This is a genomic window from Amycolatopsis sp. NBC_00438 (assembly GCF_036026695.1).
Lineage (GTDB): Bacteria > Actinomycetota > Actinomycetes > Mycobacteriales > Pseudonocardiaceae > Amycolatopsis.
Genome location: NZ_CP107923.1, coordinates 1962246 through 1985233 on the forward strand (window position 1 = coordinate 1962246; position 22988 = coordinate 1985233).

19 protein-coding genes and 2 tRNA genes are annotated in these 22988 nt (G+C 72.7%); 16 read left to right on the plus strand and 5 right to left on the minus strand.

Going from position 1 to position 22988, the window contains the following annotated elements; all coding sequences use genetic code 11:
* The first annotated feature begins 58 nt into the window (after positions 1–58).
* The 7 genes from OG494_RS09415 to OG494_RS09445 are packed head-to-tail and all read left to right on the plus strand — an operon-like array spanning position 59 to position 11142.
* On the plus strand, positions 59–1444 hold the full coding sequence (locus OG494_RS09415; protein ID WP_328453977.1) for a serine hydrolase domain-containing protein: 1386 nt from the start codon (positions 59–61) through the stop codon (positions 1442–1444).
* Positions 1441–2328: a serine hydrolase gene (locus tag OG494_RS09420; protein ID WP_328453979.1), complete on the plus strand. Its 888-nt coding sequence runs from the start codon at positions 1441–1443 to the stop codon at positions 2326–2328. The genes OG494_RS09415 and OG494_RS09420 overlap by 4 nt, the downstream gene beginning before the upstream one ends.
* The gene (locus tag OG494_RS09425; protein ID WP_328453981.1) at positions 2325–3914 is read left to right on the plus strand and encodes an ABC transporter substrate-binding protein; all 1590 of its coding nucleotides are present in this window, start codon (positions 2325–2327) and stop codon (positions 3912–3914) included. Before OG494_RS09420 ends, OG494_RS09425 begins: the two co-directional genes overlap by 4 nt.
* Positions 3911–4891 carry an ABC transporter permease gene (locus OG494_RS09430; RefSeq protein ID WP_328453983.1) on the plus strand — a complete coding sequence of 327 codons (981 nt, stop codon included), beginning with the start codon at positions 3911–3913 and terminating at the stop codon, positions 4889–4891. The genes OG494_RS09425 and OG494_RS09430 overlap by 4 nt, the downstream gene beginning before the upstream one ends.
* 10 nt (positions 4892–4901) lie before the next feature.
* Positions 4902–6833 (plus strand): dipeptide/oligopeptide/nickel ABC transporter permease/ATP-binding protein, encoded by a 1932-nt coding sequence (locus tag OG494_RS09435; protein ID WP_328453985.1) that lies wholly within the window; start codon positions 4902–4904, stop codon positions 6831–6833.
* On the plus strand, positions 6830–7807 hold the full coding sequence (locus OG494_RS09440) for an ABC transporter ATP-binding protein (RefSeq protein WP_328453987.1): 978 nt from the start codon (positions 6830–6832) through the stop codon (positions 7805–7807). The genes OG494_RS09435 and OG494_RS09440 overlap by 4 nt, the downstream gene beginning before the upstream one ends.
* Positions 7804–11142, plus strand: coding sequence for a serine hydrolase (locus tag OG494_RS09445; protein WP_328453989.1), 3339 nt, complete (start codon positions 7804–7806; stop codon positions 11140–11142). Before OG494_RS09440 ends, OG494_RS09445 begins: the two co-directional genes overlap by 4 nt.
* Before the next feature lie 93 nt (positions 11143–11235).
* On the opposite strand, the gene OG494_RS09450 is transcribed toward OG494_RS09445, so the two are convergent.
* Complete coding sequence (locus OG494_RS09450; RefSeq protein ID WP_328453991.1) at positions 11236–12168, minus strand: zinc-binding alcohol dehydrogenase family protein; 933 nt, start codon at positions 12166–12168, stop codon at positions 11236–11238.
* A gap of 77 nt (positions 12169–12245) precedes the next feature.
* On the opposite strand from OG494_RS09450, the gene OG494_RS09455 reads away from it, so the two are divergent.
* Positions 12246–12659, plus strand: a complete 414-nt coding sequence (locus OG494_RS09455) for a MarR family winged helix-turn-helix transcriptional regulator (RefSeq protein WP_328453993.1) — start codon at positions 12246–12248, stop codon at positions 12657–12659.
* Between the two features lie 370 nt (positions 12660–13029).
* Here the strand turns inward: OG494_RS09455 and OG494_RS09460 are convergent, their stop codons facing one another.
* Positions 13030–14475 carry a DHA2 family efflux MFS transporter permease subunit gene (locus OG494_RS09460; protein WP_328453995.1) on the minus strand — a complete coding sequence of 482 codons (1446 nt, stop codon included), beginning with the start codon at positions 14473–14475 and terminating at the stop codon, positions 13030–13032.
* 224 nt (positions 14476–14699) lie between these two features.
* Here OG494_RS09460 and OG494_RS09465 point away from each other — a divergent pair.
* The 3 genes from OG494_RS09465 (at position 14700) to OG494_RS09475 (ending at position 15434) form a co-directional block, all read left to right on the plus strand.
* Positions 14700–14774: transfer RNA gene (locus tag OG494_RS09465), tRNA-Val, on the plus strand.
* Positions 14775–14809: 35 nt separating this feature from the next.
* Positions 14810–14881, plus strand: a tRNA-Val gene (locus OG494_RS09470).
* Between the two features lie 307 nt (positions 14882–15188).
* Positions 15189–15434 (plus strand): DUF4287 domain-containing protein, encoded by a 246-nt coding sequence (locus OG494_RS09475; protein WP_328453997.1) that lies wholly within the window; start codon positions 15189–15191, stop codon positions 15432–15434.
* A 164-nt stretch (positions 15435–15598) separates the two neighbouring features.
* Here the strand turns inward: OG494_RS09475 and OG494_RS09480 are convergent, their stop codons facing one another.
* On the minus strand, positions 15599–16372 hold the full coding sequence (locus OG494_RS09480; protein WP_328453999.1) for an NAD(P)-dependent oxidoreductase: 774 nt from the start codon (positions 16370–16372) through the stop codon (positions 15599–15601).
* A 77-nt stretch (positions 16373–16449) separates the two neighbouring features.
* Here OG494_RS09480 and OG494_RS09485 point away from each other — a divergent pair, with 77 nt between their 5' ends.
* From OG494_RS09485 to OG494_RS09495, 3 genes are all read left to right on the plus strand, one after another.
* Positions 16450–17124: a GntR family transcriptional regulator gene (locus OG494_RS09485; RefSeq protein ID WP_328454000.1), complete on the plus strand. Its 675-nt coding sequence runs from the start codon at positions 16450–16452 to the stop codon at positions 17122–17124.
* 208 nt (positions 17125–17332) lie between these two features.
* Complete coding sequence (locus OG494_RS09490; RefSeq protein WP_328454002.1) at positions 17333–18037, plus strand: 4-carboxy-4-hydroxy-2-oxoadipate aldolase/oxaloacetate decarboxylase; 705 nt, start codon at positions 17333–17335, stop codon at positions 18035–18037.
* Complete coding sequence (locus tag OG494_RS09495; protein ID WP_328454004.1) at positions 18034–19089, plus strand: 4-oxalomesaconate tautomerase; 1056 nt, start codon at positions 18034–18036, stop codon at positions 19087–19089. The genes OG494_RS09490 and OG494_RS09495 overlap by 4 nt, the downstream gene beginning before the upstream one ends.
* A 261-nt stretch (positions 19090–19350) precedes the next feature.
* Here OG494_RS09495 and OG494_RS09500 read toward each other — a convergent pair whose 3' ends face one another.
* Entirely contained in the window at positions 19351–19923 is a 573-nt protein-coding gene (locus OG494_RS09500) for a hypothetical protein (RefSeq protein WP_328454006.1), read from the minus strand.
* A gap of 51 nt (positions 19924–19974) precedes the next feature.
* Here OG494_RS09500 and OG494_RS09505 point away from each other — a divergent pair, with 51 nt between their 5' ends.
* Both OG494_RS09505 and OG494_RS09510 read left to right on the plus strand, forming a co-directional pair.
* Positions 19975–21024 (plus strand): zinc-binding dehydrogenase, encoded by a 1050-nt coding sequence (locus OG494_RS09505; RefSeq protein WP_328454008.1) that lies wholly within the window; start codon positions 19975–19977, stop codon positions 21022–21024.
* 162 nt (positions 21025–21186) lie between these two features.
* Positions 21187–21393, plus strand: a complete 207-nt coding sequence (locus tag OG494_RS09510) for a response regulator transcription factor (RefSeq protein ID WP_442874398.1) — start codon at positions 21187–21189, stop codon at positions 21391–21393.
* A gap of 52 nt (positions 21394–21445) precedes the next feature.
* Here OG494_RS09510 and OG494_RS09515 read toward each other — a convergent pair whose 3' ends face one another.
* Complete coding sequence (locus OG494_RS09515) at positions 21446–22900, minus strand: MFS transporter (RefSeq protein WP_328454010.1); 1455 nt, start codon at positions 22898–22900, stop codon at positions 21446–21448.
* Between the last annotated feature and the right edge of the window lie 88 nt (positions 22901–22988).

The following is a 22988-nucleotide window of genomic DNA, read 5'->3' on the forward strand; positions in this document are numbered from 1 at the left end:
AAGCGCAGGTCATAGCATCGCCGGCAACGCCGGTTCACCCATCGGACGAGAGGCAACCATGTCGAAACTCACCGAGCTCGGGACCTGGCTCGAAAGCCGGCTTCCCGCACTGCTGGCCGAAAACCACGTGCCAGCCGCGTCGGTCGCCGTGTACGCCGACGGCGAGGTGCTCGACCGCGCGGCCGGCGTGCTCAACAAGGGGACCGGCGTCGAGGCGGACGCCGACTCGGTGTTCCAGATCGGCTCGGTCACCAAGGTCTGGACGGTGACGCTGGCCATGCAGCTCGTCGACGAGGGCAGGCTGGAGCTCGACGAGCCCGTCCGCCGGTACCTGCCCGAGTTCGTGCTCGCCGACGACGAGGCCGCCGCACGGATCACCGTCCGGCAGCTGATGTGCCACACCTCCGGCTTCGAAGGCGACATCTTCACCGACACCGGCCGCGGCGCCGACTGCGTCGAGAAGTACGTCGCCACGCTGCACGACGTGCCCCAGCTCTTCCCGCCCGGCGAGATGTTCTCCTACAACAACGCCGCGCTCTGCGTGCTCGGCCGGGTCGTGGAAGTGCTGCGGGACAAGGACTACAACCAGTGCCTGGCGGATCACCTGTTCGTCCCCTTGGGACTGACGCACGCGGCGCAGAGCCCGTACGAGGCGATCCGGTTCCGCGCCGCGCTGGGCCACCTGACGCCGGAGCCGGGCGCCGAGCCGGAGCCCGCGGGGATCTGGGCGCTGGCGCCGTCGAACGCGCCGGCCGGCTCGATGCTCGCGATGCGGGCGCGGGACCTCGCCACGTTCGCCGGCATGCACCTACGTGACGGCGAAGGCCCGGACGGCACCCGCGTGCTCAGCGGCGAGAGCGCCCGCGCGATGCGGGAACGCCTGGTGGAGCTGCCCGACCTCGGCCTGATGGGGGACGCCTGGGGCCTCGGCTGGTCGCTGTTCGACTCACCCGGCGGCGCCCTGGTCGGCCACGACGGCAACACGATCGGCCAGGCGTCGTTCCTGCGGGTCGCCCCGGAGCACGGCGTCGCCGTGGCGCTGCTGACCAACGGCGGCGACCCGATTCCCCTGTACACCGAGATCCTCGGCCACGTCCTGCGCGAGCTGACCGGCATCGAGCTGGCGCCGCCGCCGGTGCCCGACCCGGCCGCGCCGCGCGTCGACGCCTCCCGGTACGTCGGCGAGTACTCCTCGACGGTCGCGGACATCGTGGTCAGTCAGGACGACAGCGGGCGCGTCTGGGTGGAGCGCGTCCCGAAGGGGATCTTCGCCGAACTGAGTGGCCCGGTGAAGAGCGAGCTGGTCGCGATGAGCGGCGACACGCTGATCCTCGCCGAGCCGATGCAGGGCATGTACATCCCGCACGCCTTCGTCGGCGACGACGGCACCGGGCACGCGCTGTACCTGCACACCGGCCGCGCCGACCGGCGGGTGCGCGCATGACCGGTGTCGAAGACGAGATCGCCGCGGTCTTCACCGCCGCGGGCGCGCGCGGCTTCGTCCACGCGCGGGAGATCGGCGGCGGGCCGGCCGAGGTGGCGCTCGGCGCGGACGAGCCGGTGGTGCTGGCGTCGGTGTTCAAGATCCCGGTCGCCGTCGCCTACGCCCGGGAGGTCGTGGCGGGCCGCCTCGAAGAGACCGGACGCACCGGCGTCGGGAAGCGCTACCGCATCGGCGGGATCGGCACCGCCGGCTGCGAAGACGACGTCGAGATGAGCTGGCGCGACCTGGCGCTGTTCATGCTGACCATGAGCGACAACGCCGCCACCGACGTGCTCTACCACCGCGTCGGCCAGGCCGCCGTCGACCGCGTGCTCGACGACCTGGACCTGAAGCGGACACGGCTGATCGGATGCTGTGAGGACCTCTTCGCCTCGGTCATGGCCGACCTGGGTGCCGACGGCGACCTCGACGCCGCGTTCGCCGGGGCCACCCCGGAGCAGACGTGGAAGCTCTCGGTGCTCGACCCGGACCGCACGACGTCGTCGACGCCCCGGGAGGTCACCACCCTGCTCGACGCCGTCTGGACCGACCGCGCCGCGGAACCCGCGGCCTGCGAGAAGGTCCGCTCGATGATGGCCCGCCAGATCTGGCCGCACCGGATCTCGTCCGGCTTCGGTTCGGACGTCACCATCGCGGCCAAGACCGGCACCCTGCCGGCCGTCCGCAACGAAGCCGGCGTCGTGTCCTACCCGGGCGGACGCCGGTTCGCCGTCGCGGTCTTCACCCGCGCGGACTCGCTCGACGAACGGCAGCCCGCTGTGGACGCCGCGATCGGCGCGGCCGCCCGCCTCGCCGTGGACCACCTGCGGAAGGAAACCCCATGACCCCCACACGGACCGCGGTGGTCCTGCTCGGCGGGCTCGCCCTCGTGGCGACCGCCTGCGCGGGACCGGGAGACACCGGCTCGAGCCAGACCCCCGTCGACGGCGGGACGTTCACCTTCGCCATCGGCTCCGACCCGGGCAACCTCGACCCGCACATGTCGGTGCTGTCGGTGACCGGCCAGGTCGACAAGTTCCTCTACGACTCGCTGCTCGAGCTCAGCGCGGACGGCAAGCCCCTGCCGGAGCTGGCCGAGAAGTGGACGGCCACGTCGACCACCGCCGCCACCTTCACCCTGCGCCCGGGCCTCACCTGCGCCGACGGCGCCCCGCTGACCGCCGCCGACGTCGCGGCCAACATCGTGTTCGTCGGCGACCCGGTGAACAAGTCGCCCTACGCCGGCCTGACGATCGCGCCCGGCACGAAGGCCACCGCCGACGAGGCCACCCGCACGATCACGGTCACCAGCGGCGCGCCGGACGCGTTCCTCCTCCGCAACGTCGGCGCGCTGCCGATCGTCTGCGGCAAGGGCCTGGCCGACCGAAAGCTGCTGGCGAAGGGCGAGAGCGGCACCGGCCTGTTCGCCGTCTCCGAAACCGTGCCGAACGACCACTACACGCTCACCCGCCGCAAGGACTACACCTGGGGCCCCGGCGACTGGAAGGCCGAGCCGGGCCTGCCCGACAAGGTCGTCCTGCGGGTCATCTCCAACACCTCGACCGCGGCGAACCTGCTGCTCTCGGGCGAGCTCAACGCGGGGGTGATCATCGGCCCGGACCGCCAGCGCCTCGACGCGCGCAAGCTGTTCCACGGGGACTACAACGCGCCGCTGGGCGAGATCTTCTACAACCAGGCCGCGGGCCGTCCCGGCGAGGACGAAGCCGTGCGGCGCGCCCTGACGCAGTCGCTCGACCTCGCCCAGCTGGGCAAGGTGCTGACCAGCGGCACGGGCAAACCGTCGCAGGGCCTGGTCACCGCCGACCCCAAGGCGTGCTCGGGCGACACCGTCACCGGCAACCTGCCGGCCCACGACCCGGCCGCGGCCGCGGCCGCGCTGGACGCCGCGGGGTGGAAGTCCGGCGGGGACGGCGTCCGGGTGAAGAACGGCAAGCGCCTGACGCTGAACGTCATCTACGGCACCCAGCTCGGCCCGACGATGGCACCGACGGCGGAGCTGTTCCAGCAGACCTGGAAGGCGCTCGGCGCCGAGGTCACACTCAAGGGCGTCGACAGCCCGGGGCTGTCCCAGGTGCTGTTCGGCACCGGTGAGTGGGAGGTCTCCCTCGGCCCGCTCGGGCTCACGCTGCCCAGCCAGCTGGTGCCGTTCGTGTCCGGCCCGGCCGCGCCGGACGGGACGAACTTCGGCCACATCGCCAACCCCGCCTACGACCAGGCCGTGAAGCAGGCCGCCGCGATGAGCGGCGAAGCCAGCTGCCCGACCTGGAACGCCGCGGAGACGGCGCTGATCAAGCAGGTGGACGTGGTGCCCTACATCGACTCCGTCACCGCGGTCTACGGCAGCGGCACGAAGTTCACGATCAACCAGGGCGCCGTCCTGCCGTCCTCGATCCGGATGTTCGCGAAATGACCACGGCGACGGCGCCCGCCGGCCTGCGGGGCAGCCCGTGGCCGGCGTTCGCCGGGCGCCGGCTGGCCCGGTTCGCCGTGTCCCTGTGGGTGCTGATCACGGCGGCGTTCCTGATGATCCACCTGGTCCCCGGCGACCCGGTGCGGGCCGCGCTCGGCATGACCGCGCCCGCCGAGCTGGTGCGGGCGCGGCGCGCCGAGCTCGGCCTCGACGATCCACTGTGGACGCAGTACGGGCACTACCTGCACGGGCTCGTCACCGGGAACTTCGGCACGTCGATGGCGAGCGGGCAGCCGGTGACCCAGGTGATCGGCGACCGGCTGCCGGCGACGCTGCAGCTGGCCGCGCTGGCGTTCGTGGTGGTCATCCTCGTCGCCGTCCCGGTCGGGGTGTGCTTCGCGGTGCTGACCCGGGGCGGCCGCCGCCGCGGCACCGAGCTGGGATTCACGTCGGGGAGCGTGCTGCTCGCCGCCATCCCGGACTTCCTGCTGGCGGTCGGGCTGGTGGCGGTGCTCGCCGTCGGCCTCGGCTGGTTCCCGGTCGCGGGCGGCGACGGCCCGGGCGCGTACGTGCTGCCCGTGGCGGCCCTCACGATCGGGCCGGCCGCGGTGCTCGCCCGGATCGTCCGGGTGGAGCTGCTGTCCGTGCTGGGCGCCGACTTCGTCCGCACCGCGCGGGCGAAACGGCTGCCGGCGCGGCTGGTGTACGTCCGGCACGCGCTGCCGAACGCGCTGACCGCGACGCTGACCCTGGGCGGGCTGATGCTGACCGGCCTGGTGGCGGGCACGGTGCTGGTGGAGAACGTGTTCGCCTGGCCGGGCCTCGGCTCGACGATCGTGCAGTCGATCCTGCAGAAGGACTACCCGCTGGTGCAGGGGATCGTGCTCGTCTACGGCGTCGGCGTGCTGCTGGTGAACCTGCTGGTCGACGTCGTGCTCGGGCTGCTCGACCCGCGTTCGACGATCCGGGAGAGCTGAGGTGACGGCGATGCGCGCACGACGTTCGGTGTGGAAAGGCGGTTCGGTGTGGACGACGGCCGTGCGCACGCCGGTGGGCGCGTGCTCGGCGGTGCTGCTGGTGCTGGTGATCGCGCTGTCGGTGCTCGCGCCGCTGTTCTGGGGCGATGGCGCCGCGGTGGTCGACACCGACGCGATCGGCCAGGGCGCGTCCGCGGCGCACCCGTTCGGCACGGACGCCCTCGGCCGCGACATCTTCCTGCGCACGCTCGTCGCGACCCGGCTCTCGGTCGGTCTCGCGGTGCTCGCGACCGTGATCGGCGTCGGCGCCGGAGTCGTCCTCGGAGCGCTGCCGGCGGTGCTGCCGCGGTGGGCGGGCCGGCTGCTCACGTCGGTGATCGACATCGCCGTCGCGTTCCCCGGGCTGCTGCTGGCCCTGTTCTTCGCGGTGATCTTCGGCGTGGGCACGAACGGCGCGGTGCTGGCGATCGCGTTCGCGATGGCGCCGGCGTTCGCCCGGCTCGTCCAGACGCTCTCGGCGTCGGTCGCCGGGCGCGACTTCATCGCCGCGGCCCGGGTGTCCGGCGTCGGCCGGATCCGGCTGCTGGCCCGGCACGTGCTGCCGAACATCGGCGAGCCGCTGGTGGTGAACGCGACCATCGGCGCCGGGTCGGCGTTGCTCGCCTTCGCCGGGCTCTCGTTCCTCGGCATCGGCGTGCAGGCCCCGGACTACGACTGGGGCCGGCTGCTGCGCGAAGGCCTGGACGGGATCTACGTGACGCCGGTGGCCGCGCTCGCGCCCGCCGTCGCCGTGGTGCTCGCCGGGCTGGCGTTCAACCTGGTCGGGGAGACCGTGGCCGCCGTGGTCGGCGTCCGCTCCCGCGCCGCCCGGCGCGCGTCCGGTCCGCTGCCCGCGCCGCGCCCCGCCGTCGTCGAGGCACCTGCGGACGACGCCGTGCTCGTCGTCGAGAACCTGCAGGTGGCGTTCCCGCGCGCGGGTGGGTGGACGGTCCCGGTGCGCGGCGTGAGTTTCACCGTGCGCGCCGGCGAGGCGATCGGTGTCGTCGGCGAGTCCGGCTCCGGCAAGAGCCTGACGGCCCTGGCCGTCTCGCGGCTGATCGAGCTGCCCGGAGTGGTGACGGCGGACCGGCTGGAGTTCGCCGGGACGTCGCTGCTCACCGCGTCCGACCGCGAGCTGCGCGGCCTGCTCGGGACGTCCCTCGCGATGGTGTTCCAGGATCCGATGACGTCGTTCAACCCGGCGCGCCGCGTCGGTGGGCAGCTGGCCGAGGTGTCCGAGCAGCACCACGGCCTGTCGCGGCGTGAGGCGTTCGACCGTGCGGTGGACCGGCTGGCCGCCGTACGCGTCCCGGCCGCCCGGCGACGCGCCCGGCAGTACCCGCACGAGTTCTCCGGCGGCATGCGCCAGCGGGCGATGATCGGGATGGGCCTGATGGGCTCGCCGAAGCTGATCGTCGCGGACGAGCCGACCACGGCCCTCGACGTCACGGTCCAGCGCCAGGTGCTGCGGCTGCTGGCCCGCACGCGCGACGCCGAGGGCGCGGCGATCCTGCTGATCAGCCACGACATCGCGGTGGTTTCCCAGACGTGCGAACGGATGCTGGTGATGTACGCCGGTCGCGTCGTGGAGGACCTGCCGACGGCGGACCTCCCGGGCGCGGCCCGCCACCCGTACACCCGCGCGCTGCTGGCCACCACGGTCGACCTCGGCACGGACCGCGACGAGCCCCTCGCCGTGATCCCGGGCCGGCCGCCGGAGCCGGACCAGGTCCCGGTGGGCTGCGCGTTCGCCGCGCGGTGTCCCTTGGCGACCGAGCGCTGTCTCACCGAGGATCCGGTGCTGGAACGGTCCGGCGACGGCCACCGGGTGGCCTGCTGGCACCCGCACGAAACCGCCGTGAGTGTCCTTTCCGGACAGTCGCGAAAGGATGGTGCCGCGTGAGCGAGCTCCGGTTCGACACGGTGAGCGTCCGCTACGGCCGGCTGACGGCCGTCGACGGCGTCAGCCTGACCGTCCCGTCCGGCCAGGTCGTCGGCCTGGTCGGCGAGTCCGGCTCCGGCAAGTCGACGCTGGCCCGGGCCGCGGTCGGGTTGTCCCCGGTCAGCGGCGGCCGGGTACTGCTCGACGGCGTCGACGTCCGGCGGCTGCCCCGGCGCAAGCCGCTGCAGATGGTGTTCCAGGACCCGTATTCCTCGTTGGACCCGCGGATGGCCGTCGGCGAGTCCATCACCGAGGCGATGCCGCGCGGCGCGCACCGCGGCGCCGCCGCCCGGCGGGCCGAGGTGGCGCGCCTGCTCGAACTGGTGAACCTGGACCCGGAACGCGCCACGACGCTGCCCGGTCAGCTGTCCGGTGGGCAACGCCAGCGCGTCGCGCTCGCCCGGGCGCTGGCCGGGCAGCCGAAGGTGCTGATCGCCGACGAGATCACCTCCGCCCTGGACGTCTCGGTGCAGGGCGCCGTGCTCAACCTGGTCCGCGACGTCCAGCGGCGGCTCTCCCTGTCGATGCTGTTCATCTCCCACAACCTCGCCGTGGTGCGGTACGTCAGCGACTTCGTCGCGGTGCTCTACCTCGGCCGGATCGTCGAGGCCGGCCCGGCCCAGCAGGTGCTCACCGATCCGCAGCACCCCTACACGCGGGAGCTGCTGGCCGCCGCGCCGTCCGCGCACCACGGCCTGCTCGACGACCCGGGTGTCGACGCGCTCGCCGACACCGAACCCGCCGACCCGCACCACCCGCCTCCCGGCTGCCACTACCACCCGCGGTGCCCGATCGGCCCGCTCGTGCACCCCGACCGCACCGTCTGCCTCAGCGCCGACCCGGCGACCGAGGCCGCCGGACGGCCCCACTCCGCGGCCTGTCACTTCGCCGCGGCCCTTCCCACTGCGCCGAATCCCACGAGGAGATCCGCATGACCCGACGCCTGAGCGCCGACGACCTGTACGCCCTGGAGTTCCCGGAGCAGCCCGCGCTTTCGCCGGACGGCAAGCGGATCGTGTACGTCGTGCGCACCGCCGACCGCGACGCGGACCGCGACACCCGCTCGCTCTGGCAGGTCGCCACGAGCGGCGGCCCGGCGCGCCGGCTGACCCGCGGGACCGCCGACCTCGTCCCGGTGTGGTCGCCCGACGGCACGCGGATCGCGTTCCTGCGCGCCGCGGACGGCCCGGCGCAGCTGTGGCTGCTGCCCGCCGACGGCGGCGAACCGGAGCAGGTCACCACGCTCCCGCTCGGCGCGGGCAGCCCGGTCTGGCGGCCGGACGGCGCCGAGATCGCCTTCTCGGCCCCGGTCGACCTGGCCGCGGACGAGGGAGACGACGACGCGGCCCGCGGCCGCCGCGCCGGCGCCCCGGTGGTCGCCGACCGGCTCGACTTCAAGGCCGACGGCGCCGGTCTGCTGCGCACTCTGCGCAAGCACGTCCACGTGCTCGACGTCGCCTCCGGCGAGGTCCGGCAGGTGACGGCGGGGGACTGGCACGCGGGCGATCCCGCGTGGTCGCCGGACGGTGCGCTGCTGGCGTTCCCGGCCGGCCCGGAGGCCGACGCCGACCTGACGTTCCGCTCGGGCGCCTACACGATCGAAGCCGGCAACCGCCTCGCCGAGCCGCGCCCGGTCGGCTCCGGTGACGGCATGTGTGGCACGGTCACCTGGACCGCCGACGGTACCGCGCTGCTCGTCGTCGGCCGCCGCGACACCGCGCCCGGCCACCTCGGTCTGCTGCGGATTCCCGTGGACGGCGGGGAAACCGTCGACCTGGCCGCGCCGCTGGACCGGAACGTGATGCCGGGCGGGCCGGGGTATCCCGGCGCGGTCCCGGTGCTGAGCGGCGACGGCGCGACCGTGCTCTTCTGCGTCCGCGACCGCGGCTACACGCACCTCTACGCGGTCGGCGTCGACGGCGGCGAACCGCGGCTCGTCGCCGGTGGCGCGGGGAACACCCTGTCGAACCTGAGCGTCGCCGGGGAGACCGCGGCGGTCGTGTTCACCACCCCGGCGTCGTACGGCGAGATCGCGACGGTCGCCGTCGCCGGGGGAGAACCCGACGTGCTCACCACGCACGGCAGCGGGGTCGGGGCCGAGCTGTTCACCCACGAGGAGCGCGAGTTCACCGTCTCCGACGGCACGGTCGTGCACGGCTGGCTGCTGCGCGACCCCGGCCGCACCGGCCCTCTGCCGCTGCTGCTCGACATCCACGGCGGCCCGCACAACGCGTGGAGCGGCACCGCCGACGCCGTCCACACCTACCACCAGGAGCTCGCCGCGCGCGGCTGGGCGGTGCTGCTGCTCAACCCGCGTGGCAGCGACGGTTACGGCGAAGCGTTCTACACCGCGGCCGTCGGCGCCTGGGGTGTCGCCGACGCCAAGGACTTCCTCGAGCCGCTGGACGCGCTCGTCGCCGAAGGGATCGCGGACGCACAGCGGCTCGCCGTCGCCGGCTACAGCTACGGCGGCTTCATGACGTGCTACCTGACCAGCCACGACGACCGGTTCGCCGCGGCCGTCGCGGGCGGGGTCGTCAGCGACGCGGTCAGCATGGCCGGCACCTCCGACAGCGGGCACTACCTCGGCGTCGCCGAGCTGGGCGGAGCGTCCTCTGTGGACCAAGCGCACTTCGGCGAGTCGTCGCCGCTGGCCCGGGTCGGGCAGGTCCGCACGCCGACGCTCGTGGTGCACGGCGCCGACGACGACCGCTGCCCGGTCGGGCAGGCCGAGCAGTGGTTCACGGCGTTGCGCGAACAGGGCGTGCCGACCCGGCTGGTGCTCTACCCCGGCGCGTCGCACCTGTTCATCCTGGAGGGGAAGCCCTCGCACCGCACGGACTTCAACCGCCGCGTCGTCGACTGGGTCGAGCAGCACGCGGGCTCGCCGGGGCGCGTCCCGCTCGACGGCGCGCACTGGCAGCGGCGGCTGACCGCGCTCGCGCGCAAGTACCGCGTGCCCGGCGCGGCCCTGGGCATCCTGCGTCTCGACGGCGACGAGCAGGTCTTCGCGCACACCGGCGTGCTCAACAAGGCGACCGGCGTCGCCGTCACGGACGAGTCGGTGTTCCAGATCGGCTCGATCACCAAGGTGTGGACGGCGACCGTCGCCATGCAGCTGGTCGACGAAGGCCTGCTCGACCTGGACGCGCCGATCGCCGACGTGCTGCCGGAGCTGCGGCTGGCCGACCCCGACGTCACCAAGCAGGTGACGCTGCGGCACCTGCTGACCCACACCAGCGGCATCGACGGCGACGTCTTCACCGACACCGGCCGCGGCGACGACTGCGTGGAGAAGTACGTCGCCGTGCTGGACCAGGCCGCGCAGACCCACCCGCTCGGCGCGACCCTGTCCTACTGCAACTCGGGCTTCATCCTGGCCGGCCGGGTCATCGAAAAGCTGACCGGCAAGACCTGGGACGCGGCCCTGCGGGAGCGGCTGTTCACCCCGCTCGGCCTGACGCACACGGGCACGCTGCCCGAGGAGGCGCTGCTGTTCGGCGCGGCGATGGGCCACGTCGCGGCGGGCGACGACGAGCCGCAGCCGGCGCCGGTCTGGGGCCTGCCGCGCTCGGCGGGCCCGGCCGGCCTGATCACGGCGACCCCGGCGGACGTCCTGGCCTTCGCCCGCCTGCACCTGCGGGGCGGCCTCGGCCCGGACGGCGCGCGCGTCCTCTCGGAGTCGGCCGCGACGGCGATGACGCAGTGGCAGGCGGACATGCCGGACAAGCACACCCTCGGCGATTCGTGGGGCCTCGGCTGGATCCGCTTCGACTGGGACGGCCACCGCGTCTACGGCCACGACGGCAACACGATCGGGCAGTCGGCGTTCCTCCGCATCCTGCCGGACCAGGGCCTCGCGGTCACGCTGCTCGCCAACGGCGGCGGCACCCACGACCTGTACGAGGAGCTGTACCGCGAGATCTTCGCGGAACTGGCGGGCGTCGCGATGCCGCAACCGCTCTCGCCCGCTGCTACACCGCCAGAGGTGGACGTCTCGGAGTTCCTCGGGACATACGAGCGGGAGTCGGTGCGGACGGAGATCCTCAGCGGAGACTCGGGCCTGCGCATCCGCCAGACGGTCACCGGCCCGCTCGCCGAGCTGGTCCCAGAGCCGACGACCGAGGACGACCTGATCCCGATCAGCGCGACCCAGTTCGCGTTGCGCCCGAAGGGGACGAGGTCCTGGCAGTCGGTGACGTTCTACCAGCTCCCGACGGGGGAGCGGTACCTGCACAGCGGAGTCCGAGCGACCCCGAAGGTGAGCTGATCGGCTTGGTCTCGCGGGCCTGAAGTCCGTGAATGGCACATCGAGGGACTCAGAGTCCCTCGATGTGCCATTCACGGCTTACGCCCACCGCGGTCAGGGGACGATGACCACCCGCCGGTCGTCGCCGTCGTCTTTCCATGCCGCTTCGACGTCCTCCAGGGGGACGGTGCGGGTGTCGATCCGGAAGGTGCCCCGGCCGACTTCCGCGGCGAGGGCGGGCAACTCCGCGACGATGTCCCGGGTGGGCACCGAACCCTGGCCACTGCCTACGAGCTGCAGCCGTGCGGCCCGCAACGCGGCCGAGGGCAGCGACGCCGTCCGGCCCGCCACCGAGCCGATCTCGATCCACGTCAGGGGCTTGGCCCGGTCCGCGCGGTGCGTGACGATCCCGCCCATCGTCTCGGCGGTCGGTTCACCCCAGACGTAGTCCAGGACCACGTCGACGTCCGCGGCCGCGGTGGCGACGTCGGCGAGCGGGACCGCGACGTCGGCGCCCAGGCCCGGCAGCGTCGCGAGGCGGCCGGGATCCCGGCCCGCGGCGACGACCCGCCCGGCGCCGAGGTGCCGGGCCACCTGGACGGCCAGCCGGCCCGCGTTGCCGGTCGCGCCCAGGACGAGGACGTCCTGCCCGGCCGCGAACTCGATCCGCCGCCGCAGCGCGATCCACGCCGACATCGCCGGGTTCATGCCCGCGGCCACGAGCGCCGGGTCGACGTCCGCGGGCAGCACGACACTGCGCCGCAGGTCCACCACCGTCCGCTCGGCGAGCGCGCCCATCGCCGTGTCCGGCAGGACGAAGTAGCGCAGGCTGCCGTCGGGCGCGCGGCCCACGCCGTCGATGCCGGGCACGAACGGCAGCTCGGCGGACTCGGTGTAGTGCGAACCGTCGGCCTGCGACCGCACCCGCGGGTGCAGGCCGACGGCGACGACGTCGACGAGCACCTCGTCCGGAGTGCTCGGTTCGGGCTCGGGAAAGTCCTGGCAGGAGGGCGGTGTGCCGAACGACGTGACGACTGCTGCGCGCATGAGGACCTCTCGAAGATGATTGGTAGTGCCAACTAGATTAGCTGGCACTACCAACTAATTCAAGGTAGTCTCGGCGCATGACCGAACCCGGGCCCGACGAGGTGCTGGACAACCTGGTCCAGGTTTCCTTCACGGTGATGGCGCTGCTCAGCCGCGCGGCGGCGGCGCACGACCTGTCGCTGACGCAGCTGCGCGCGCTGGCGATCCTGCGCGACCGCACGCCCAAGATGGCCGAGCTGGCGGAACACCTCGGGCTGGACCGCTCGTCGGTGACCGGCCTGATCGACCGGGCCGTCAAGCGGGGCCTGGTCCGGCGGGAGGCCAGCGCCGACGACGGGCGCTCGGTGCGTGTCGGCCTGACCGAAGAAGCGCACCGCCTCGCCCGGAAACTGGAGGTGGAGATCGCCGGGCTGCTGGGGCCGCTGACCCGCGACCTCACCCCGGCCGAGCGGAACCGCCTGGGCGCGCTCCTCGGCCGGATGCTCCCATGAGCCGCGTCACGCGCGGGAACACCGCGGATCCCCAGGCGTTGTAACGGGTGTCGGTACGGCGGGGTCCCCGGGCCTCACCTTCAGCCGGCGCGGAGAGACACCGCGCCGCGCCACCCGCCGAGAGGCGACCCCCGTACCGGCCCCGGACTCCCGTTTCCGCTCGCAGGTCTCCCCCCAGCCTTCGCTGAGCGGGAGCGGGACTCACTTGTCCGAAGTGGACACCGGCGGCTCGGTGAACGTCGCGCTCGAGCGGCGGATCAGCGCGAACGCCTCGTCCGTGCCGCTCGCCGCCGCGAACTTCGCAAGTCGCTCGGCGCCGGTCGAGCGTCATCGGCGGCCTCCCGCGTGGGGAACCGTCCGCCCGCGGGAGTCAGCTGTCCGAGGCGGCCGTATCGCTCGAGCGGCGGATCAGCCAGCTGAGCGCGAAGGCCACCAGCCCGATGCACCCGGCCACGACGAACGCCATCCGCAGTCCCGAGGCGTCCGGGCTGCCCGCCGTCGCGTCCGCGGTGCCGAGCGTCGCCACGCTGACGAACAGAGCCGTCCCCATCGCGCCCGCCACCTGCTGCAACGTCGACAGGATCGCGCTGCCGTGCGAATACAGGTGCTCGGGCAGCACGCCGAGCGACTCGGTCATCAGCGGCGTCATCATCAGGCCCAGCCCGGCCATCAGCAGCACGTGGATCCCGATCACCGCGATCAGCGCCGAGTCCGGCCCCAGCAGCGTGAACAGCCACAGCGACAGCGCCATGGCCGCCGCGCCGGGAATCACGAGCGGGCGCGCGCCCACGCGGTCGAACAACGCGCCCACCGGACGGCCCAGCAGCCCCAGCACGAGCCCGCCCGGCAGCACCGCCAGCCCGCTGACGAACGTGCTCGTCTTCAGCACCGTCTGCAGGTAGAGCGGCAGCAGGATCGCGGCCGCGCCGATCAGGCAGACGAACAGCAGCGCCGTCAGCACCAGCGCCACGACGAACGGCCGGTGGGTGAACGGCCGCAGGTCCAGCAGCGCGCGGTCACGGCGTTGCAGGCGCACCTGGCGCCACGTGAACACCACGAGCGCGACCAGCCCCACGACGATCGGCAGCCACGCCGGCACCGGCGGCTCTGCCCCGCCCGCTTCGCCGGTCGACGACAGCCCGTACAGCAGCCCGCCGAAGCCGATCGCGGACAGCAGCACCGACGGGACGTCCAGCGGCACCCGGCGGTTCTCGCTGTAGAGCCGCAGCCGCAGCAGGCCGATCACCAGCGCGGCGAGCGACAGCGGCAGCACGATCCAGAACATCCACCGCCAGCCCAGCCCCGACAGCACCGCACCGCCGATCGTCGGCCCGATGGCCGGCGCCACGGCGATGACGATCGTGATCGTGCCCATCGTCGCGCCCCGCCGCTTCGGCGGCACCAGCCGCATCACGGTCGTCATCAGCAGCGGCAGCATCACGGCCGTGCCGCACGCCTGCACGACGCGCCCGACCATCAGCACCCCGAACCCGGGCGCGAGGGCGCTGATCAGCGTGCCGAGGCTGAAGGCCGTCAGCGAAACGAGGAACACCTGCCGCGGCGTGAACCGCTCCAGCAGGAACCCGGTCGTCGGGATCACCACGGCCATCGTCAGCAGGAACCCGCTGGTCAGCCACTGCACGGTGGTCGTCGGCACGTGCAGGTCGACGGTCAGGTCCCGCAACGCGACGCTCAGAATGGTCTCGTTGAGGATCATCACGAACGCCGACAGCACGAGAACGCCGATGAGGAGCCCCGAGCCCGCCGGGGCGTCCGTCCGGTCGTCGGTGGGTGCGGTGTGCACGGTGTCGGTCATCGGGGTGGGAGCTCCTGGTCGCCGCGCCGGCGGAGTGGGCCACCTTCGACGCCGGCGACGATCGGGGAAGGCGTGCGCTGGTTCTCCCTTGCAGTCTGCCTGGGCGGCGGCCCCGGTGTCACGGCGGTTTCGGCAGTGGAGCCGGTCACACCCGAGGAAAGGGAACCCCCTGCGACACCCGCGACACGGTCCGATATGCTTCTGCGAGTACGGACTTCCGGAGCGCGCGATTAGCTCAGCGGGAGAGCGCTTCCCTGACACGGAAGAGGTCACTGGTTCAATCCCAGTATCGCGCACCAGGGTTCCCCAACCCTTACAGCGGAGTTCGTACCGCGGGCGATTAGCTCAGGGGGAGAGCGCTTCGTTCACACCGAAGAGGTCACTGGTTCGATCCCAGTATCGCCCACCCGAGATTCGCGGAAGAGCCCTGTTTGCGGAATGCGCAAACAGGGCTCTTCTCGTCTGTGTCCTGTGGGGCCGAGCCCCCATACCCCCGCCTGGGGCGCGCCCCCGGACCCCGCGTGTGGTTCCTTTGGTCTGGCGGCTCGCCTTTCGTTGTTCCCCCTTTCGGGTAATCGTCGCACGTTCCCGGTGATGTCCACTGTGGATCTTGGTGGCTGGCGTCACCGCGGTTTGTGCTGGTCGGGCCTTGACAAGAAAAGTTGTCGGTGGGAATGTGGTGGGTGACGGGACCTCGACTTCTGGGAGCGGACATGTCTTTTCAGGCCTACCTCGACAATGCCGAGAAGCAGACTGGCATCACCCCTCGGGGCTTTCTGGAGCTGGTTGGTGGTCAGGGGCTGACCAAACAGGGGGAGATCGTCGCCTGGCTCAAGGCTGAGCACGGGCTGGGGCACGGGCACGCCACCGCCGTGGCACGACTTGTCGTCAAGGGGCCGGAGTTCGTCGCGGAGCACCATGGTGCTGTTCACCTCGACGGGCTTGCCGCCCGAGGCTGATCCTCGAGCGGCGTTTTGTTCACGCCGCCTGACTCGCTGCCCGGAGCGGCCAACATGGCGGCCGGAGTGGCCAACACGCCCAGGTTGGCGGCCTGTTGGCCACTCCGGCCGGTGAGTTGGTCACTCCGGTACGCGGCAGGGGCCGATTTCGCTGGCTCCGGTTCTCACTCCGGCGCCTTCGCCAACTGCGCCAGCTGATCGCGCGCCGCACTCGCGACGTCGGACGGCACTCCCAGCTCGCCGAGCATCTCCGCGGCGGCCGCCATCTCGGCCGTGCGGCGGACGGCGTGGGTGTGGGAGCCCGTGACCAGTCGCTCCACAGTGGACTCGTCCGCGGCCGTCAGCTCGTCGGTGATCAGCTTCCACAGCCAGTCCTCGCACCCCGCGGCCCGCGCGGCGTGCAGCGCCTCGACCACGGCCGCCGACATGCCCTTGAAGAACACGCTCCGCAGCAGTTTCCGCTCCGCCGCCAGGCCGGCCTCGCCCGGCATGACCTCGACGGCCGCGCCGAGGCCGTTGAGAATCCCGGCCACCGAACCGGCCGCCGTGCCGGTCGCGAGCATCGGCACCCGCAGCCCGCGGCCCGGCACCGGCGCCATGATCGCGACGTCCGCAAAGCCCGCGCCGCGCGAAGCCGCCGTCGAAGCCAGCCGGCGCTTCGCCCCGGGGGACGCCGTGTTCAGATCGGCCCAGAGCGCGTCCGGCGCCAGGCCGGCGAGCCCCGCGGACAGCGCGTCGTGGGCGGCCGACGCGCTGTTCACGCTCAGCACGACGTCCGCGCCCGTCGCGGCTTCGGCCTCGGAGCCGGTGGCGACGATCCCTTCCGGCGCCGGCACGGCCGGGTCATAGCCGCGGACCACGGCGCCGGCCGCCGCCAGGTCGCGGGCGAGCGCGCCGCCGGCTTCGCCGAGCCCCAATACCGCGATGGTTCCGCGCATAGCACAATCCTCTCCAGGCACCTACGATCAAGTGAACGATCTGTTCGACAAAATTGTCAACAAACAGGGGTGGGAGTATGACGGAGACTGCCGCGGACCAGCGGCCGGGGGAACGATCCGTGGTGGCCGCCGTCCGCGACGCCATCGTCCGCGGCGAGTTCGTCCCCAACCAGCGGCTGGTCGAGGCGGATCTGTCCGCCCAGTTCGCGGCCAGCCGCGCCAGCGTGCGGTCCGCGCTCATCGAGCTCACCAACGAAGGTCTGGTCGAGCGGGTGCAGAACCGCGGCGCGCGGGTGCGCGCGGTCTCGCTGGAGGAGGCCGTCGAGATCTCCGAGGTGCGGATGATGCTCGAGTCCCTGTGCGCGGCGAAGGCCGCCGAGCGGATCACCGACGCCGAGATCGCCGAGCTGCGCGAGCTGGGGGAGGCGATGCGCGCCGCGGTGTCGGGCGGTGACGTCGTCGGGTACTCCGGGCTCAACCAGCGGCTGCACCGCCGGGTCCGCGAGATCGGCGGCCAGCGCACGGCCGAGCAGGTGCTCGAACGGCTGCGCGGGCAGAGCGTCCGCCACCAGTTCCGGCTGGCCATGCGCCCCGGCCGGCCGCAGGTCTCGCTGCCCGAGCACCTGGCGATCATCGACGCGGTCTGCGCGCATCACCCGGTCGAGGCCGCCGAAGCCGCGCGGGTCCACCTGCAGAGCGTCATCGAAGCGCTGCGCGAGGCGGACGCCGCCGAGGTCTCCCACCTCCGCTGACCCGTGTCGTCCGTCTGCGTACGCGTGTCGTCCATCCAGGTCCGGGTGGGTATCCGCGGCCGCGGTCGTGCCGGTACCGGAATGGCGAACACACGTACCCCGGCGGACGACACGCGTACTCAGGCGGACGACACGGCGTCGGGGGAGTCTGACTGAGTCGTCGCCAAGATTGTTGACAATATCGTCGACTCTATCTAGCGTCGACGGCATGGAACCGGTCATCGTCACGAACCCACCCCGCGCCGACGCCGGGCAGGTGACCAAGCTGGCGGAGTACGGCGTGGCCACGGTCCACGAGGCGCTCGGCCGCAGTGGGCTGCTCGGCCCGGACCTGAGGCCGATCCAGGACGGCGCGCGGATCGGCGGCACCGCCGTCACGGCGTTGTGCTGGCCGGGGGACAACCTGATGATCCACGCGGCCGTCGAGCAGTGCCAGGAGGGTGACGTCCTGGTCGTCACCACGACTTCGCCGTCGCGCGACGGCCTCTTCGGCGAGCTCTTCGCCACCGCGCTGCGCCACCGCGGGGTGCGCGGGCTGGTCATCAACGCCGGCGTCCGCGACGTCGCCGAGCTGCGCGAACTGGGCTTCCCGGTGTGGTCGGCCGCGGTCAGCGCCCAGGGCACGGTCAAGGCGACGGCCGGCGCGGTCAACGTCCCGGTCGTGCTCGGCGGCCAGGTCGTCCACCCGGGCGACGCGATCCTGGCCGACGACGACGGCGTGCTGCGCGTGCGGCGCCAGGACGTCGAAGAGGGCTTGAAGGCGTCCCAGGCCCGGCTGGAGAAGGAAGCCGCCGCGCGTGAGGCGTTCGCCGCCGGACAGCTCGGCCTCGACCGCTACGGCCTGCGCGAAAAGCTCGAGGCCCTGGGCGTCCGCTACCTCACCGCCGAGGAGTACGAGAAGGAGCAGGGATGACCGGCGTGCGCTGCATGCTCATGCGCGGGGGCACCTCGAAGGGCGCCTACTTCCTCGCCGAGGACCTGCCCGCCGACCCGGCCGAACGCGACGACCTGCTGCTGCGGATCATGGGCAGCCCCGACCCGCGCCAGATCGACGGCCTCGGCGGCGCGCAGCTCGTCACCAGCAAGGTCGCGATCGTCTCGCCACCCGGTGGCCCCGATCGCGACGTCGACTACCTGTTCCTGCAGCTCGGCGTCGACGAGGCCACCGTCTCCGACCGCCAGACCTGCGGCAACCTGCTCGCCGGGGTCGGCCAGTTCGCCGTCGAGCGCGGCCTGGTCCCGGCCGGCGGCGAACGCACCACCGTGCGGGTCCTGCTGGTCAACACCGGCGCCATCGCGGTCTCGACGTTCGCCACCCCCGGCGGCGAGGTCGACTACGCCGGTTCGCTCGCGATCTCCGGCGTGCCCGGCACGGCCGCGCCGGTGGAACTGGACTTCGCCGAGACCGAAGGCTCGGTCTGCGGCAGCCTGTTGCCCACCGGCAACGTCCGCGACGACGTCGGCGGCCTCGAAGTGTCCTGTGTGGACAATGGGATGCCGGTCGTGGTGGCCCGCGCCACCGACTTCGGCATCACCGGCTACGAACCGGTCGAAGAGCTGACCGGGCTCGCCGGCCGCATCGACGCCCTGCGCCTCGAAGCGGGCAAGCTGATGGGTCTCGGCGACGTCAGCGGCAGTTCCGTCCCGAAGACGACGCTCGTCGCGGCCCCGCGTGACGGCGGAGCGATCGCCACCCGGACGTTCATCCCGGTGAAACCGCACCCGGCGATCGGTGTGCTGGGCGGCGTCAGCGTGGTGACGGCACTGCTGCTCGACGGCGCCGTCGGCCACGAACTCCTGGTCCGCCCGCCCGCCGGTGAACCGATCGAAATCGAGCACGCGAGTGGCACGCTCGGCGTCGGCATCGAGTTCGACACCACGGTCACGCCGCCGCGGGTGGCCCGCTCGACGGTGTTCCGCACGGCCCGGAAGTTGTTCGACGGCACCGTTTTCCCCCGTTCCTGAGGAGCCGGCCATGCCCGGCCCCTCGCCCCGCCACGGCGACACCGGCATCGGGCCGACCTACCTGTGCCGCGACCGGACGGCCACGAGCTGGAGCTCTACTGGAAACCGAGCGTCGGGCGCCTTGACCACGTGAACCACCTCGCGCAGAAGTCCTACGACCACGGACTGGACACGCTCGACCGGGCGCCCGCACCACATCGCGTTCGCCACCGGCACCCGCGAGGACGTCCTGCGCGCGGCCGACATCGCGCTCGACAACGCTCAGCTCCTGCGGGGCTCTTCCGGGGCGTCGGCTTCGTCCCCGTGGGCCAGGGTGCGCAGGGACGAGAACATGCTGACCCGGCGCATGTCCATCAGCTGCCAGCCGCGGGCGATGCCGAAGGCGAGGTCGCCGATCAGCACGTAGTACAGGGTGCGCAGCGGTTCCCAGTTGCCCGGTTCGGTGAGGAGCTCGACGCCGGCGTAGATCTCGAAGCCCGCGATCACCAGCAGCGCCGACGCCATGCGCAGCGAGCTCCAGTGTCCCCGCCGGTGCCGCACCGCCGTGACGATCGAGCGGGTCGCGGCCGCGTCGAACACCAGGATGCCCACCCCGGACGCGACCGCCCAGCCGCCCGGGGTGCTCCCGGGCACGAGGATCATCAGCGACAGCACCAGCGCGTTGGTGAACAGCAGCATCGCCGCCGACGCGCGGGTGTGGTACTCGGCGTGCGTCGTCGTCCGGCGGACACGCTCGGGCGACACCGAGACGGCCACGAACAGCAAGCCGATCAACGCCCCGCTCGCCCCGGCGACGGCGACGGCGAATTCGTGGTACTCGTCGGGGATGCCCATCGGCGCAACGTACTTCACCGGTCCGGTCCGCGCGCGAAGGAGCTTTGTGGTGTGATCGACGGCATGGGCGACACGATGCTGGCGGGCCGGCTCGATCTGGACAAACGGGAGTTCGGCGTCGAGGAGGTGCCGATTCCGGAGCCGGGACCGGGACAGGTGCGGATCGCGGTCGCCGCGGCCGGCGTCTGCCTGTCCGACCTGCACCTCATCGACGGCACCCTGCCCGGCACCGGCCGGGTCACCCTCGGCCACGAGGTCTCGGGCACCGTCGACGCGCTCGGCCCGGACGTCCCGGAGCACCTCACCGCCGGCCTGCGCGTCACGCTCCAGGCGGGCCAGTCGTGCGACGTCTGCGACCGCTGCCTGCGCCGGCAGCCGTGCCTGCGTCCGCGGGTGCGGGGCGTGCACTACGACGGCGGCTGGGCGGAGTACGCGCTCGCCCGGGCCGACACGGTCGTCCCGATCCCCGACGACCTGCCGTTCGACCAGGCGGCGATCATCCCGGACGCGGTGTCGACGCCGTACGCGGCGGTGGTCGCGACCGCCCAGGTCCGCCCGGCGCGCTCGGCGGGGGTGTGGGGCGCGGGCGGCCTCGGCGTCCACGGCCTGCAGGTGCTGCGTCTCGCGGGCGCGGCGCCGATCGTCGCGATCGACCCGATGCCCGCCGCCCGGGAACGAGCGCTGTCGTTCGGCGCGGACGTCGCGCTGGACCCCGCCGCGGCGGACTTCGCCGAGCGGATCGGCGCGCTGACCGGTGGGCGCGGGCTGGACTACGCGTTCGACTTCGCCGGGTACGCGGCGGTGCGCGAGCAGGCGGCCGCGGTGCTGGGCGCGCAGGGCGCGATGGTGCTCGCCGGCCTCACGAACGCCCCGCTGCACCTGCCGGACAGCACCGGGCTGAGCGTGCGGGGCCAGCGGATCCTCGGGCACTTCGGTTCGTCGGGCGAGCACGTGCTCGAACTCGTCGCGCTGGCGCGCCACGGCCGGCTCGACCTGTCCCGGTCGATCAGCGCGCACATCCCGCTGGCGGAGGCGGATCGGGCCGTGAAGCAGCTGGCGGACAAGACGGGCAACCCGATCCGGCTGATCCTCGTCCCGTGATCTCGTGTCCCATGTGGACGGTGTTCGACAGATTCGACGGTGCGGTCACGGTGCTCCGGGAGCCGGTGTAACGACTGGCCTTCCCGCGCCGATGACGCCCCTGTGAGTCTGAAGGAAGCCCCGGTCATCAGCAACGGCTGGCGTGTCACGGCAAAGTTCACGATGACCGGTCGCGAGACCGAGATCCTCGATCTCATCGGCGAAGGCCTGCGCAACCATGAGATCGCCCGGCGGTTGGTGATGAGCGAAGCGACGGTGAAAACGCACATCAACAACCTCTTCGCCAAGGCGGGCTTCCACTCGCGGGAAGACGCGGTCCTGTACGCGATCGGCACCGCCGAGCCGGGCCGCTACCACCGAGTGGACTGACGCCGGTGACACCGGACCGCCGCGACGGCCGAGCCGTCGCGGCGGCCTCCGGTCAGTTTGCCGCCACCGCCGCGGGTTCCGGCGGCACGGGCGTCGAAGCCACCGGCGTGTGCCGGGGCAGGAACGCCGCGATGCCCAGCGCGATGAGCGCCGCGCCCGACCCCATCGCCAGCACCACGCGGAATCCGCTCGCCGCGGGCAACGTCGCCGGTCCGAACTGGACAGTCAGCTGCGCGAGCACCAAACCGGCCGTCGCGCTCGAGATGGACGTGCCGATCGAGCGCATCAGGGTGTTCAAACTGTTCGCCGCGGCCGTTTCCGACACCGGGACCGCCGCCATCACCAGGCCCGGCATCGCGCCGTAGGCGAGGCCGATGCCACCGCCGATGACGCACGAGATCAGCACCAGGTGCCAGACCTGGCTCATCAGCACGATGCCGATCGCGTAGCCGATCGCGACGACCACCGCGCCGAGCATCAGCGTCGTCTTCGGGCCGCGGGTGCGTGAGATCCGCGCGGACACCGGCGCGAGCGCCATCATGACCAGACCCGACGGCGCCATCACGAGGCCCACCACCAGCATCGACCGGCCGAGGCCGTACCCGGTGGCCGCCGGCAGCTGCAGCAGCTGGGGCAGGACCAGCGACATCGCGAACATCGCGAAGCCGAACACCGCGGACGCGAGGTTGGTCAGCAGCACCTGGCGCCGCGCGGTGGTGCGCAGGTCGACCAGCGGCTGCCGGGTCCGCAGCTCCCAGCGGCCCCACAACAGCAAGACGACGACAGCGGCGGCGAACAGGCCGAGCGTCGGCGCGCTGCCCCAGCCCCAGTCGGCGCCCTTGGAAATGGCCAGCAGCAGGCACACCAGGGCGATCGACAGCCCGGCCGCGCCCGGCACGTCGAACCGGCCGCCGGTGCGCACCGGCGACTCGGGCACCAGCGCGACCACGAGCCCGGTGACGACCAGGCCGAGCCCGGCCGACGTCCAGAACAGCACGTGCCAGTCGGCGTGCTCGGCCAGCAGCGCGGCCGCGGGCAGCCCCAGGGCGCCGCCGACACCGAGTGACGCGCTCATCAGCGCCGTCGCGGACCCGAGCCGTTCGGCGGGCAGCTCGTCGCGCATGATGCTGATCCCGAGCGGGATGACACCCGCCGCGAGGCCCTGCAGCGCCCGCCCGGCGACCATCGGCAGCAGGGTGTCGGACAGCGCGCCGATCGCCGAGCCGACGACCAGGGCGCCGAGGCTGATCAGCAGCATCCGCCGCTTGCCGTACATGTCGCCGAGCCGCCCGACCGTCGGCGTCGCGACCGCGCCGGCGAGCAGGGTGGCCGTGATGGCCCAGGTCGCGTCGGAGGCGGACGCGTGCAGCAGGCCGGGCAGGGCCGGGATCAGCGGGATCACCAGCGTCTGCATCAGCGAGACGACGATGCCGGCGAACGCGAGGACGGCGACGACGAGGCTCGCTCTCGGCGCGGTTTCCCCGGCGGGGGCGGAAGGTCTGGACACGGGCGGGTCCTCCAACGGGGACACAACGGGGGACGGATCGGGCGTTCGGGTCGAATTAAATCAATCGCTTGACTTAGCTTAGCAGCCT

Excerpts from the sequence above, each read along its gene's own strand:
- OG494_RS09415 (WP_328453977.1), top strand. The coding sequence starts at position 59 with ATGTCGAAACTCACCGAGCTCGGGACCTGGCTCGAAAGCCGGCTTCCC.
- OG494_RS09420 (WP_328453979.1), top strand. The coding sequence starts at position 1,441 with ATGACCGGTGTCGAAGACGAGATCGCCGCGGTCTTCACCGCCGCGGGC.
- OG494_RS09425 (WP_328453981.1), top strand. The coding sequence starts at position 2,325 with ATGACCCCCACACGGACCGCGGTGGTCCTGCTCGGCGGGCTCGCCCTC.
- OG494_RS09430 (WP_328453983.1), top strand. The coding sequence starts at position 3,911 with ATGACCACGGCGACGGCGCCCGCCGGCCTGCGGGGCAGCCCGTGGCCG.
- OG494_RS09435 (WP_328453985.1), top strand. The coding sequence starts at position 4,902 with ATGCGCGCACGACGTTCGGTGTGGAAAGGCGGTTCGGTGTGGACGACG.
- OG494_RS09445 (WP_328453989.1), top strand. The coding sequence starts at position 7,804 with ATGACCCGACGCCTGAGCGCCGACGACCTGTACGCCCTGGAGTTCCCG.
- OG494_RS09450 (WP_328453991.1), bottom strand. The coding sequence starts at position 12,168 with ATGCGCGCAGCAGTCGTCACGTCGTTCGGCACACCGCCCTCCTGCCAG.
- OG494_RS09455 (WP_328453993.1), top strand. The coding sequence starts at position 12,246 with ATGACCGAACCCGGGCCCGACGAGGTGCTGGACAACCTGGTCCAGGTT.
- OG494_RS09460 (WP_328453995.1), bottom strand. The coding sequence starts at position 14,475 with ATGACCGACACCGTGCACACCGCACCCACCGACGACCGGACGGACGCC.
- OG494_RS09475 (WP_328453997.1), top strand. The coding sequence starts at position 15,189 with ATGTCTTTTCAGGCCTACCTCGACAATGCCGAGAAGCAGACTGGCATC.
- OG494_RS09480 (WP_328453999.1), bottom strand. The coding sequence starts at position 16,372 with ATGCGCGGAACCATCGCGGTATTGGGGCTCGGCGAAGCCGGCGGCGCG.
- OG494_RS09485 (WP_328454000.1), top strand. The coding sequence starts at position 16,450 with ATGACGGAGACTGCCGCGGACCAGCGGCCGGGGGAACGATCCGTGGTG.
- OG494_RS09490 (WP_328454002.1), top strand. The coding sequence starts at position 17,333 with ATGGAACCGGTCATCGTCACGAACCCACCCCGCGCCGACGCCGGGCAG.
- OG494_RS09495 (WP_328454004.1), top strand. The coding sequence starts at position 18,034 with ATGACCGGCGTGCGCTGCATGCTCATGCGCGGGGGCACCTCGAAGGGC.
- OG494_RS09500 (WP_328454006.1), bottom strand. The coding sequence starts at position 19,923 with ATGGGCATCCCCGACGAGTACCACGAATTCGCCGTCGCCGTCGCCGGG.
- OG494_RS09510 (WP_442874398.1), top strand. The coding sequence starts at position 21,187 with ATGACCGGTCGCGAGACCGAGATCCTCGATCTCATCGGCGAAGGCCTG.